Origin of the sequence: Lapillicoccus sp., assembly GCF_036559105.1 — a bacterium.
In the GTDB taxonomy this organism is placed as follows: Bacteria; Actinomycetota; Actinomycetes; order Actinomycetales; family Dermatophilaceae; genus Lapillicoccus.
Genome location: NZ_DATBTV010000077.1, coordinates 1 through 12,785 on the forward strand (window position 1 = coordinate 1; position 12,785 = coordinate 12,785).

Here is a 12,785-nt window from a genome sequence, read left to right on the forward strand (position 1 = left end):
CCATCCGACGAAGTCGGTCATCCACGCCAGCGGTGCCCGCTTGACCTGAGGGTTCTCGTGCAGGAAGTAGTCGACGTCCCACGCTTCGTCGGCGACGACGAGGTCGTAGGGCTCCTCGTCGAGGACGTCGCGGAACACGCCGAAGTTGTTGACGAGGATGGAGTCCATCCGGCGGATCGCCTGGAACGCGTTGAGGTCGTGCTCGCCGCACTCGCTCTCGATGTGGGTGGACTCGTTGACCAGCCAGCGGGACGCAGGATGCAGGGTCTCGCCGGCCGCGGACAACACGCGAGTGACGGGATGCTGCGCCAGCCAGTCGATCTGCAAGTCCGGGTGCAGCCGGCGCAGCTCGCCGGCGATGGCCACGTCGCGTCGGGCGTGGCCGAGCCCGATCGGGGAGGAGAGGTAGAGCGCCCGCCGCGGACGGGACGGGGCGCGGACCCGCGACCGCGTGCGCGGCGGGACGGTTGGGGGATGGATCCGGTCGACGAACCGGCGCAGCTCCTCGTTGAACAGCACCGGGTCGCGCGACATGATCCCGTGGCCGGCGCCCTGCACGAGGAGCAGCTCGCCGCCGGTCAGCTCGGCGAGCCGCTCCCCGTAGGCGTGCGGGCGGATGTGGTCGTCGGTGCCGTGGATGACGAGCACCGGGCACTGGACCCGCTCGCAGAACGGCTCGATCCGCTCGCACACCGCTCCGTCCACCCCGAGCCGTCCGGCGGTCGTGTCGGCCAACGTCGACGGGGCGATCTCGTGCGCCCAGGCGACGCAGTCCTCGATCTGCTTGGTGGAGTGGGGTTCGGTGAACAGCTCGGAAAAGAAGAACCGCGCGAAGTCGTCGTAGTCGCCCTCGAGCCAGTAGTACTTGTTGTACTTGGCCCACCCCCGGGTGGTGTCGACGCGGTCGCCCCACCAGTAGGCGTCGCGGGGTGCGGGGATGTCGAACCCGCAGGCCGGACCGAGCGCCAGGAGACCGCTGACCCGGTCGGGGTGGTCCGCGGCGAGGTGGACGCCCCACGCGGCGGCGCAGGAGAGCCCGACCACCACGGCCCGGTCGGTGTCCGTGGCGTCGAGGACCGCGAGCGCGTCCGCCGCATACTCCGCGTCGGTGTACGCGGCGGCTCCCTCGGGACGACCGGAGTCGCCGCTGCCGCGTCCGTCGAACGTCACGACGCGGTAGTGACGGGACAGGTACGGAACCTGCGCCTTCCAGAACCGCGCCGGGATGATCGACCAGCTCGGGAGCAGCAGGATCGTGACCGGGCCGCTGCCCGAGACGGCGTACGACAGGCGTACGCCGTCCCGGTCCACGACACCGGTCGTCGAGGCGATCCCCTCCGGGAGCGCGAACTCGCTCATCCGCTCAGTCTCCTCGCGCCGGTCGGGGTTTCTCGACCTACTTACGGATCTCAAAGATGGTGTTGAGCGGGGTCTGCGCCGCGATCCGGAACCGGGTGAACCCGGCGGCCGTCACGACGTCGCGGATCTTGGCCGGGCCGGCCTGGGTGCCGAGCGCCAGCCCGACCTCCTGGGACAGCGACGCCGGGGTGCAGAGCAACGTCGAGAACCCGTAGTAGGCGCGACCGACCGGCGTGAAGTTGTCCTCCACGTGGTCGCCGGCCGCCGGCTCGACGACCATCCAGGTGCCGTCGTCGGCGAGCGCGTCGTAGACGTGCCGGGCGGCACCGACCGGGTCGCCCATGTCGTGCAGGGCGTCGAAGGTCGTGACGAGGTCGAACCCGGTCCCGGAGAACCCGTCGGCACCGGACACCTCGAACTCGGTGCGGTCGGCCACGCCGGCCTCCTGTGCCCGCTCGCGGGCGACGTCGATCGAGGCGCCGTGGTAGTCCGAGCCGTGGACCCGCGAGGCGGGGTACGCCTGGGCCATCAGCACGCTGGACGAGCCGTGACCGCAAGCCATGTCGGCGACCTTCGCGCCGCCCTCGAGCTTGGCCACGACGCCGTCGAGCGCCGGCAGCCAGGAGGCGGTGAGGTTGGCGAGGTAGCCCGGTCGGAAGAACCGCTCGCAGCCGACGTGGACATCGGAGTTGTGGTCGTGCCAGCCGAGGCCGTCGCCCGTGGCGGCCGCCTCGAAGATGCGGTTCGCGTCGCGGATGGTGCCGTAGGCGATCTGGAAGAAGCCCGGCAGGTAGGCGGGGCTGGTCTCGTCGGTCATCGCCATCGCGACCTCGGGCGAGATCGAGAAGGTACGGGTCTCGGGGTCGTAGCCGAGGTACCCGCCGGCGGCCTGGGCGGCGAGCCACTCCCGCGCATACGGCTCGGCGGTGTTGGTGAGGTGGGCCAGGCTGTTCGGCGTGAGGGGGCCCTGCTCCGCGAGGGCGCGGTAGTAGCCGAGCCGGTCGCCCATGACGACGAGGGCGGTGTTGAGCGAGGCGCCCACCTCGTCGATGGCGCGGAAGACGAAGCCCATGAGGACGTCGCCGTCGACGGCGGGAGGAGAGGTGACTGCGGTCATGGTGGTGGTCCTTCGTAGGTGGGCCGGTTCGTGCCGGCAGCGGAGACGTTGTTGTCGGTACGCCCACGGTCCAGCCCCGGGGGTATCCGCCGCATCCGGGTACCTCCCTAGTCGTGGGCCATCGCAACCCGCAACGAGCCTCGCGCACCATGCGTCCCTCGGTCATCACGACTCCACGGATGAGCGGCTGCTCGACGGGATCCTATGGAGCAGCCGCTCATGCATGGACCGTCGACCGCTAGGTCTGCCGGCTGCGCCAGGAGGGCGCTCCGGTTCCTAGACTCGGCAGGTGCTCGTGGGGCGGGAGGCCGAACGACGGGCCCTCGACGCGCTCGTCGCGGGGGCCCGGCTGGGCCGCAGCGGTGTGCTCCTGCTCGTCGGCGAGCCGGGGATCGGGAAGACCACGCTGCTCGACTACGTCGCGAGCCGGGCCGAAGGGATGTACGTCATCCGTGTCGCCGGTGCGGAGGCCGAGCGCGACCTGCCGTTCGGTGCGCTCGCGCTCGCTATGGGCGGCGCGATAGCCGACCTGGACGACCTGCCACCCCCGCAGGCCGCTGCGCTGCGGACCGCGTTGGCCCTCGACACCGGACCGCCGCCGGACCGGTTCGCGGTGGGCGCGGCCACGCTCGGGGTGATGACCCGCCGCGCCGAGCGCCAGCCGATGGCCATCCTGCTCGACGACGCGCACCACCTCGACCGTCCCTCTGCGGAAGCCCTGGTGTTCGCCGCCCGCCGACTGGTCGCCGACCCGATCCTCGTGGTGGCCGCTCTTCGCGAGGGCGAGCCGAGCCCTCTGCGGGCCGCCGACCTCCCGGTCCTGGCGATCACCGGGCTGGACCAGGCGGGCACCGCCGACCTGTTGCGGTCGGCCGACACCGCCTCTGGTGCCCCCGACCGGGTGGCGTGGGTCCATCGGGCGACCGGCGGAAACCCGCTGGCCATCGTCGAGCTCGCCCGGACGGCCGCCGAGTCGGAGACCGGGTCGCCGGGGGAGAACGCGGTCGCACCCCTCCCGGTGCCGGCGGCGCTCGCGGAGGGGTTCGTCCGGCGCGCGAGGGCGGTCGGGTCGGAGGCGACCACCCTGCTCGCGTTGGTCGAGGCGGCGGCCGGGGACCTGCGCGTGGTCCTCGGCGGGGCGCTGGTCCTCCACCTCGATCCCGGTACCCTGCCGCTGACCGAGTCGGCCGGACTGGTCCGGACCACGGCCGACCGGGTCGTCTTCACACACCCGCTGGTCGGTTCGTCGGCGTACGCCAGCCTGACGCCGGACCGGCGCCGGGCGGTCCACGGCGCGGTCGTCGCCGCGCTGCCCCGGCACGAGACGGCTCGGCGGGCGTGGCACGGCGCGGCGGCGGCCCTGGGGCCGGACGCCTCGGCGGCCGACGCGCTCGAGATCGTCGGCTCCGAGGCCCGTGGTCGCGGGGCGTACGCCGTCGCCGCCTCGGCGTTGGAGCGTTCAGCCCAGCTGACCGACGACGCGGTGCGACGGGCCGACCGGGGCGTTGCGGCGGCCGCCGCGGCGTTCGACGCGGGGGACACTGCCTGGGCGCTGCGGCTGCTCGACGAGGCGACGGCAGGCGCGGTACCGGCAGGAACGCGAAGCCGGGCCGGTGCGCTGCGGGGCGCCATCACGACACGCAGCGGTGCGCTCGACGAGGCCTGGGCCATCCTCGTGGCGGCCGCCCGGGAGGTCGCGGAGGCCGACCCGAGCCGGGCGCTGCACCTCGTGGCCGAGGCCGTCGACGTGGCCTTCTACCTCGCCGACGGCGACGTGGCGCGGGAGTCCCAACGGCTGGCCGAGTCCCTGCTCGACCGCGGCGTGGGCGGCAGTGCGGCCGCGATCGGCCGCCTCGCGGTGGGGATGGCGCAGGTGCTCGACGGCCAGGACGGCTCGGTCTCGCTCCGTGAGGGCTTTGCGCTGCTCGGCGGCGAGGACGCGCGGCCGACCGACGAGTTCGACGCGACCTGGCTGATGGTCAGCGCCCTGTTCCTTCGGGAGGAGGGTTCGACGCGCCGCCTCCTCCGGGCGGTCGAGGCGGCGCGGGCGGACACTTCTGTGGGTCGTCTGCCGCACCTGTTGTTCCACCTGGCCCGGGACGAGGCCACGACCGACCGCTGGGCGGCCGCCGTGACCGACTACGCGGAGGCGGCGGCCCTGGCCGAGGAGCTCGGTCAGACCACCGAGCTGGCGACGTCGTTGGCCGGCCTGGCGTGGCTGGAGGCTCGGCGGGGCAACGACGTCGCCGTGCGCCAGCATGCCCAGCGCGCCGTCGCCCTCGCCGCTCCGCGCCGGGTGATGATTGCGCGCATCTGGGCCGGGTTCGCGCTGGGCGACCTGGAGCTCGGCGCGGGGCACATGGACGAGGCGCGGGCCCGGTATGCGTCCCTGGTCGCGCTCCTCGACGCCTCGCGGATCCGAGACGTCGACCTCTCGCCCGCTCCCGAGCTGGCCGAGGTGCTGCTCCGCATGGGGGATCTCGAGGGGGCGGCCGCGGTGGCGGCCGGGCATCGTCGGGATGCGGAGCGCAAGGGCCAGCCGTGGTCGCTGGCCCGGGCCTGGCGCACGACGGGGCTGCTGGCGGCCGACGACGAGATCGACGCGACGTTCGGGACGGCGCTGACCCTCCATGCCGCTACGCCCGACGTCTACGAGACCGCGCGAACCACCCTGGCGTACGGGTCACGGTTGCGGCGGGCCCGGCGGCGGGTCGACGCGCGGGGCCGGCTGCAGGACGCATACCAGGCGTTCGAGCGGCTCGGGGCGCGGCCGTGGGCCGCTGCCGCCGCGGACGAGCTGGCGGCGACCGGCGTGACCGTCGCCCCCCACGGCGCGACCGGACTGGACCTGCTCACGCCCCGCGAGCGGCAGATCGTCCAGCTCCTGGTCGACGGCCGCACCACGCGGGAGACGGCGGGGGCACTGTTCCTCAGCCCGAAGACCGTCGAGTACCACCTGCGGCACGTCTACACGAAGCTCGGCGTCACCAACCGCCGCGAGCTGGCCGACCTCGTGGCGTCAGACGGCTGACGCGGCCAGTGCGGCGGCGGTCGCGTCGAGAAGCCGGCGCCGGAGGTCCTGCGAGCGGACGCTGAACGCTCGTTGGGCCTCGACGTACTCCGCTTTGCCCTCGCGGGTCTCGATCGGGATCGCCGGGTACCCCAGGGCGCTCAGCTCGTACGGCGAGGCGCGCATGTCGAGGACCCGGATGTCGCGGGCCAGGTCGAAGCCGTCCATGACCAGCTCGCTCGGAACGAACGGCACCAGCTGGTACGCCCACTTGTAGCAGTCCATCCCCGCGTGCAGGCAGCCCGGTTGCTCCAGGGCGACCTGCTGGTCCCGCGTCGGTTGCAGCGCGTTGAGCGGCCGGGACGTCGGGGTGAAGAACCGGAACGCGTCGACGTGTGAGCAGGCGAGCTGGTGCGTCTCGACGACCCGGTCGGTGGCGGCGGCTCCAAGCCGCAGCGGCCAGTCCGGGTGCCGCACACCGCCCTGGTCCAGGCGGTGCACCATGGCCCACTCGTGCAGCCCGAAACAGCCGAACTGGCCCGGCCGGTCGAGGGTCGCAGCGAGGAGACGGCGGATGGTGGCGACCCGGGTCCCGCGCTCGGCGAGGTACGCGTCGAGGTCGACGGTGACGACGCGACGGTCGGCGCGGTGGTACCGCCAGGACGCCCGCTCGGTCCCCGCCGCCTCGTCCAGCCCGACGCCGGCGCCGGGGTGCCAGCGCCGGAGAGCGGTCACCGAGTTGGCGTAGTAGGTGAACAGGAAGTCCTCGACCGGGTGCTTGGCCCCGTCCACGCGACGCGCCCGGTGTCCGGCGGTGGCCGCGTCGACCCGGTCGGCGTGGGCGCGCTCGCGTGCTCTCCACTCCGGCTCGCGAAGGACGTCCACGGCGAAGAACTCTAGGCCGTCTGGCAGCCTTGGCCGATGAGCCGTCTCCTCGCCGTGCTGTCGGCGGTCGCGCTGGGACTGCTGGCCGCCTGCTCGAGCGCCGCGCCGGAACCGAGCGTGCCGCAGGGCATCGTGGCGACGATCACGACTCCGCCCCCGTCGCCGACCACCGCGCCGACGTCGAGCAGCCCGACCGCGGCCGCGACCGGCTGGTACCTCGCTCTGGGCGACTCGCTCGCCGCCGGCTACCAGCCGCCCGGCGGCGACCAGAAGACCCGCGGGTATGCGGGTCCGGTGCTGGAGGGCGTCCGCAAGACCCAGCCGGGCACGCAGCTGACGAACCTCGGCTGCTCCGGCGAGACGACGACGTCGATGCTGCGCGGCGGTCTGTGCCGCTACCCGGAGGGCAGCCAGATCGCCGCAGCGGTCGCGTTCCTCAAGGGCAACGCGGCGACCACCCGCCTCATCACGCTCGACATGGGGGCCAACAATGTCCTGCGCTGCGCTCGCCCGGCTCTCGACCAGGCCTGCGCGACGAGCACCACCACGACGGTGGCGAAGGAGCTGGCGACCATCCTGGGTCAGATCCGGGCGGCCGCGCCCTCGGTACCGATCGTGGTGCTGACCTACTACAACCCGCTGCTCGCCGGTTGGCTCACCGGTCCTGAGGGCCAGGCGACCGCTACGCAGTCGCAGGCCCTGCTCGGCGGCCTCAACGCCGAGATCACCAAGGCAGCCACGGCGGTCACGGCGAAGGTCGCCGACGTCGCGGGAGCGTTCGCCACCACGGACGGGTCCGGCTCCCCGCAGCCGACGAACGTCAAGCGCATCTGCGACTGGACCTGGATGTGCTCTCGGAACGACATCCACGCCAACGACGCCGGGTATGCGGCGATGGCGGCGGCGGTGCTCACGGCCCGCTGAGCCAGGCTGGCGCTGGTCCGGCTCAGCACATCGCGCGTCGCTCAGGACTCGGAATACGGTGCGCTGAGCGACGGACGGTGCGCGGAGCCTGCGCGGCCGCCCCTCCCGCCTCGGTCCTAGGGTGGGGGACGTGCGGATCGCGAGGTACACGACCGGGGAGGACCCGGCATACGGAGTCGTCGAGGGTGAACCGGGGCACGAGGTGGTGCTCGCTCTCCAGGGCGACCCGCTCTACATCGGCGTGGTGCCCGGCGACGGCGAGATCCCCCTGGAGGAGGTCCGGCTGCTCGCGCCGGTCATCCCGCGCAGCAAGGTGATCGGGATCGGCCGCAACTACGCCGACCACGCCCGGGAGATGGGCAACGAGGTGCCGGCCGAGCCGCTGATGTTCCTCATCCCCAACACCGCCGTCGTCGGACCGGGTGACCCGGTCGTCATCCCGCGCCAGAGCACGAACGTCCACTACGAGGGCGAGCTGGCCGTGGTCATCGGCAAGATCGCCAAGGACGTCCGCGTCGAGGACGCGCTCGACTGCATCTGGGGCTACACGGTCGCCGACGACGTCACGGCGCGCGACCTGCAGAAGACCGACGGCCAGTGGGCGCGCGCCAAGGGGTTCGACACGTTCTGCCCGTTGGGGCCGTGGGTGGAGACCGAGCTCGATGTCTCGGACCTGCGCCTCGTCACCCGGCTCGACGGCGAGGTGGTCCAGGACGGGACCACGGCCGACATGGTCCACCAGGTCGCCGACCTCATCGCGTACGCCTCGGCCGCCTTCACCCTCCTGCCCGGTGACGTCATCCTCACCGGGACGCCGAGCGGTGTCGGGCCGGTGACGGCCGGGCAGCGGGTCAGCGTCGAGATCGAGGGCATCGGGACGCTCGACAACCCCTTCGTCCGGCGCTGACGCCGGCGGTCACGACGCCAGGGCGAGGTCCAGTCGCGCGTAGGCGGCGTGCACCGTCCGCAGGTCGGCGGGGTTCTCGGTACGGCGCTGCCACCGACGCCATACCGTGCGGCGGATCCCGGGCTCGCGGATCTCCGTTGCCGGGGCGGCGCCGGGAGGACCCAGGCTCACCCGGTCAGCTCCGGAGCACCGACGCGTAGTCGCGCAGCCGGGCGTCCGGGAGGAACGCCTGGGTCAGGGCCACCCCGACGCGGGGGAGCGCGGCCTCGTCGGGGAAGACCATGTACATCGGCTCGTAGCGCGGCTTGAACTTGGTCTTGAACTGGTGCAGCGACCGGAACCCGTAGACCGGTTCGAGCATCTCGCCGAGCTGGTTGAGCAGGGTGTCGACCGCACCGATGCTGTCCACGTCGTCCTCGGAGCGGGCGAGTGGTGCGCCGGACAGCGAGACGGTGAGGGCGCCCTGCTCCTTGAAGGCCAAGCAGGCCGAGGCGATCATGAACTCCATCACCGGCCGGAACCCGTCGGGCAGCCGACGCATAACGTCGAGGGTCCAGCCGGTGACGACGCCGTCCGGACCGTAGACCGGCAGCCACGAGGTGATCCCCTGGAGGACGCCGTGGTCGTCGACGGCCAGCCCGACCCGGACCTCGGGGTCGAGGGCCTCGTCGATACCGCCGAGGGTGAACCCCATCTCGGGCAGGCCCTTGTCCGAGACCCACTGCTCGGAGATGCCGCGGGCCTGTTGGACCATCTGGAACGACTCGTCGACCAGTCGGACGACCCGGAACTGGATGTTGGACTTGGCCGCGCGGTTCAGAGCGGTGCGAACGTCCTGCCAGGCCTTGCCCTTGAACTGCAGGTCGGGCAGGTCGATCACCGTGTCCTCGGCCACCTGGACGTAGCGGTAGGCGAGGCTCTGGGCCTGGGGCAGCACCACGCGGGTCGACGAGAAGAAGGACGGCATCCAGCCGTGGGTCTCGCAGTAGTGGACGAACTCGATGACCGCGTGGGACACCGACGACGAGTCGCCGATGGGGTCGCCGAGCGCGATCGCGGTGCCGCTCTTGACCTGGTAGGCGATGGCCGCCTGGCCGTCGGCCGTGATGAAGTGCGCGTTGTCCGGCCAGGTGGTCATCCAGGAGAGGTTGCCGCCGCCGTAGGTGTGCAACAGCTCGATGGTCCGCTCACGGTTGACCGTCGCGACCGGCTTCCGGGTCCGGATCAGCAGCAGCAGGAGCACGCTGAAGAAGACGATGATGGGGATCAGCGACAGGGACACGAGGAAGACCCTCCCAGGACGGCCGGTCGCCTGGAACGTCCCGCTGCTGGAGAAGAACAGCCGGGCGAGGAGCTCGCGGGCCTCCATGACGAAGTCCGGCGGCGGGGTGAAGTCCTCGATGACGATGAACCCGAGGACGACGTAGAGCATGAACCCGATGCCGAGCAGGGCCAGGTCGCGGGTCATCCGGGTCGACGACGGCGGGATGACCTTGGCCGTGTAGGCCCGCCGGGTCCGGACCAGGACGATCAGCAGCGGGAGGAAGACGACGGCCGCCGCGACGCCGCGAGGCACCGGGCGGAGCGCAGTCGAGGTGAGCAGCCCGGTGATCGCCAAGGCCGTGGCCGCACTCCACGCGAGGCGGCTGCCTCGGTGCAGGCCGGCGGCCACGAGCAGCTCCGCGACGACGAAGAGGACGATGAGCGGGCGGCCGACGACGGTCTCCTCGGGGCCGAGCGGCCCGTCCTCCGGGAAGACCATCGCGAGGATCTGCGCGAACGCGATGAGGACGATCAGCGCCGTCGCGATGACCCGGGCCTCGTGGCGGGACAGGTGGCCGTCACCCTCGAAGAGGCTGCGCGCCCGAGGCCATCCGATCGCGAGGCCGAGGGTCGCGGCGAGCATGTGCTCGATGTCCCACACCAGGCCCACCCAGACCAGGCTGACCAGGCAGTAGCCGAAGACGGCGACGACGATGCGGGCCCGCCACGGTGCTCGCAGGGTCATGGCCGCCACGACCAAGGCACAGATCGCACCCGTGGAGAACCCGACGTCGAGCGCGCGTCCGGTGTCGACGGCCCAGGTCCAGTCGCCGTTGCGGAAGATGGCCAGCAGCGCGGCGGCGCCGAGGGTGCCGAACAGCTGACCGGCCACGGTCGTGATGACCGTCCACCGGGTGCCCAGCCGCCACTCCGCGAAGCCGGCCATGAGGATGTAGCCGCCGAGCACCGGGATGTACTGCGCGGGGATCCGGGCGAAGAAGGCGCCGGAGATCGGGGTCCACCAGCGACCTTCCTCCAGGGCCGGCAGCCCGTAGGCGACGTGCGGCCACCAGCCGGACTCGCTGATCGGTCTCCAGAAGGCCTGGCTCACGAAGCCGAGGACCACCATGACGACCACGATCGACACGGTGTAGGGAACGCGCTTGGCGATGTCGAGGAGGGGGCGCAGCGACTGGAGGAACGAGGTCGACTCCCTCTCGCTACTCCCGGACGACGTGCTGACCTGGGACACCCCACTCCTCGGACAGCGACGCGGCTCCGGACGATTTCCACAGTAGCCGAGCGCACCGGTCCGTCTCGTAGGCTGGCAGAACCATGAGCAAGTCCGCCGCACCGTTCGCGCACACCACGTCGACCCGTCCCGTCCGCCTCCGCGTCGCGCCGTCGCCGACCGGTGACCCGCACGTCGGCACCGCCTACATGGCGATGTTCGACCTCGCGTACGCGCGCCAGCAGGGCGGAAGGTTCATCCTGCGGATCGAGGACACCGACCGGGCCCGGTTCTCGCCGACCAGCGAGCAGCAGCTCTACGACACGCTGCACTGGCTGGGGCTCACCTGGGACGAGGGCCCTGACCTCGGCGGCCCGGACGCCCCCTACCGTCAGTCCGAGCGGCTCGACACCTACCGGCCGTATGCGGACCGTCTCCTCGAGCAGGGGAAGGCCTACCACTGCTGGTGCTCACCGGAGCGGCTCGCGCAGATGCGCGAGGAGCAGCAACGCGCGAAGCTGCCGACGGGGTACGACCGGCTGTGTCTCGGGCTGACCCGGGAGGAACGCGCCGGTATGCCGGGGTTTTCCCCCGAGCCGGTGGTCCGGATGCTCGTCCCCGATGACGTCGAGCTGGAGTTCGACGACCTCATCATGGGGCGCACCCGGGCCCCGCGCCCCGACGACCAGGTGATCCTCAAGGCGGACGGGTTCCCGACCTACCACCTCGCCGTCGTCGTCGACGACCACGAGATGGGGATCACCCACGTCGTCCGCGGCCAGGAGTGGATCTCGTCCACCCCGAAGCACCTCCTGCTCTACCGGTGGCTCGGGCTGACGCCGCCGGAGTTCGCGCACATGCCGCTGCTGCGCGACGAGAAGAAGGCCAAGATCTCGAAGCGGAAGAACCCGTGGGCCCGGCTGACCTGGTTCAAGGAACAGGGCTACCTGCCCGAAGCGCTGGTCAACTTCCTTGCGCTGCAGGGGTACCCGCCGATCGTCGAGGCCGACGGGACGGAGCGCGAGGTGTTCTCGTTCGCGGAGTTCACCGAGCGGTTCCGCTGGGAGGACGTCAACCGCGCCGGGGCGATCTTCAACCTCGACAAGCTCGACTGGCTCAACGGCGTCTACATCCGGGGTCTCGACGGGCGCGACTTCACCTCGCGGCTGCTGCCCTACCTCGAGGCCGACGGCGTGCTGACGGGTTCGCCGTCACTGGGCGAGCTGGGCCGGCTGATGGCGGTCGCCGAGCTCATCCAGACCCGGATCGGGAAGCTGTCCGAGGCCACGCCACTGGTCCGGCCGTTCTTCGTCGGCGACGACCAGATCGAGATCGCGGACGACGCCCGCGCACAGCTGAACGGCGACTCGGCGGCCGTCCTCGACGCCGCCCTGCGGGTCCTGGGCGACATCGACGACCAGCCGCGGGGGCTGCTCGGGTCGGAGAGCGGGTGGTCGGCCGCGGCGATCGAGGGCGTTCTGCGCGAGGCGGTCGTGGACGAGCTGGGGATCAAGCCGAAGTTCGCGTTCGGGCCGCTGCGGACCGCCGTGTCCGGCCAGCGGGTGTCTCCGCCGCTGTTCGAGTCGATGGAGATTCTGGGCAAGACGTCGACCCTGGCACGGATCCACGCACTGCGCGCCACGCTCTGATTTGGGGGCGGGCGCGCAGGACCGGTAACATCGCTCCTCGGTCTCGTCGGTGGCCGTCACCTGTGACGCGTCGAAGGCGATACCCCCATGGGGTATGGTGTAATTGGCAACACGGCTGATTCTGGTTCAGTTGTTCTAGGTTCGAGTCCTGGTACCCCAGCGAGTGGATGAGCTCTCTCGGAAGCCCGACCGATTCGGTCGTGACCACGCTGTCCGGGTAGGGTCTCGTTCCAGCTAGGGCCCCGTTGTGTAGCGGCCTAGCACGCCGCCCTCTCAAGGCGGTAGCGCGGGTTCGAATCCCGTCGGGGCTACCCACGTGGTGACCGCAGGCCCGGACCGTCTGGTCCGGGCCCGCTCCGTTGTCGGGCGACTGAACTCAGATGTCTGTCGGGTTTCGGCCTGAAGCCGCTCCAGACCGACAAACTTCTGAGTTCGGTGGC

At 71.8% G+C, this 12,785-nt stretch carries 9 protein-coding genes and 2 tRNA genes; 6 read left to right on the plus strand and 5 right to left on the minus strand.

Going from position 1 to position 12,785, the window contains the following annotated elements:
* Together VIG79_RS09685 and VIG79_RS09690 are read right to left on the minus strand one after the other, a co-directional pair.
* Window positions 1-1,359 (minus strand): alpha/beta hydrolase (locus VIG79_RS09685; protein ID WP_331885007.1); only part of this gene is annotated, 1,359 nt, incomplete at its 3' end.
* Between the two features lie 37 nt (window positions 1,360-1,396).
* The gene (locus tag VIG79_RS09690; RefSeq protein WP_331885008.1) at window positions 1,397-2,476 is read right to left on the minus strand and encodes a class I SAM-dependent methyltransferase; all 1,080 of its coding nucleotides are present in this window, start codon (window positions 2,474-2,476) and stop codon (window positions 1,397-1,399) included.
* Between the two features lie 289 nt (window positions 2,477-2,765).
* Between VIG79_RS09690 and VIG79_RS09695 the strand changes: the two genes are divergently transcribed.
* Window positions 2,766-5,507, plus strand: a complete 2,742-nt coding sequence (locus tag VIG79_RS09695; RefSeq protein ID WP_331885009.1) for a helix-turn-helix transcriptional regulator — start codon at window positions 2,766-2,768, stop codon at window positions 5,505-5,507.
* Here VIG79_RS09695 and VIG79_RS09700 read toward each other — a convergent pair.
* Complete coding sequence (locus VIG79_RS09700; RefSeq protein WP_331885010.1) at window positions 5,496-6,371, minus strand: 3-methyladenine DNA glycosylase; 876 nt, start codon at window positions 6,369-6,371, stop codon at window positions 5,496-5,498. The genes VIG79_RS09695 and VIG79_RS09700 overlap by 12 nt on opposite strands.
* A gap of 36 nt (window positions 6,372-6,407) precedes the next feature.
* On the opposite strand from VIG79_RS09700, the gene VIG79_RS09705 reads away from it, so the two are divergent.
* Both VIG79_RS09705 and VIG79_RS09710 read left to right on the plus strand, forming a co-directional pair.
* On the plus strand, window positions 6,408-7,295 hold the full coding sequence (locus tag VIG79_RS09705; protein ID WP_331885011.1) for an SGNH/GDSL hydrolase family protein: 888 nt from the start codon (window positions 6,408-6,410) through the stop codon (window positions 7,293-7,295).
* A gap of 130 nt (window positions 7,296-7,425) precedes the next feature.
* Window positions 7,426-8,202, plus strand: coding sequence for a fumarylacetoacetate hydrolase family protein (locus tag VIG79_RS09710; protein WP_331885012.1), 777 nt, complete (start codon window positions 7,426-7,428; stop codon window positions 8,200-8,202).
* Between the two features lie 9 nt (window positions 8,203-8,211).
* Here the strand turns inward: VIG79_RS09710 and VIG79_RS09715 are convergent, their stop codons facing one another.
* The gene (locus VIG79_RS09715) at window positions 8,212-8,373 is read right to left on the minus strand and encodes a hypothetical protein (RefSeq protein WP_331885013.1); all 162 of its coding nucleotides are present in this window, start codon (window positions 8,371-8,373) and stop codon (window positions 8,212-8,214) included.
* A gap of 4 nt (window positions 8,374-8,377) precedes the next feature.
* Window positions 8,378-10,717: a DUF2156 domain-containing protein gene (locus VIG79_RS09720; protein WP_331885014.1), complete on the minus strand. Its 2,340-nt coding sequence runs from the start codon at window positions 10,715-10,717 to the stop codon at window positions 8,378-8,380.
* 83 nt (window positions 10,718-10,800) lie between these two features.
* On the opposite strand from VIG79_RS09720, the gene gltX reads away from it, so the two are divergent.
* The 3 genes from gltX (at window position 10,801) to VIG79_RS09735 (ending at window position 12,656) form a co-directional block, all read left to right on the plus strand.
* Window positions 10,801-12,345, plus strand: coding sequence for a glutamate--tRNA ligase (gltX, locus tag VIG79_RS09725; protein WP_331885015.1), 1,545 nt, complete (start codon window positions 10,801-10,803; stop codon window positions 12,343-12,345).
* Window positions 12,346-12,433: 88 nt separating this feature from the next.
* A tRNA-Gln gene (locus tag VIG79_RS09730) sits at window positions 12,434-12,505 on the plus strand.
* A gap of 78 nt (window positions 12,506-12,583) precedes the next feature.
* Window positions 12,584-12,656: transfer RNA gene (locus VIG79_RS09735), tRNA-Glu, on the plus strand.
* The last annotated feature ends 129 nt before the right edge of the window (window positions 12,657-12,785 follow it).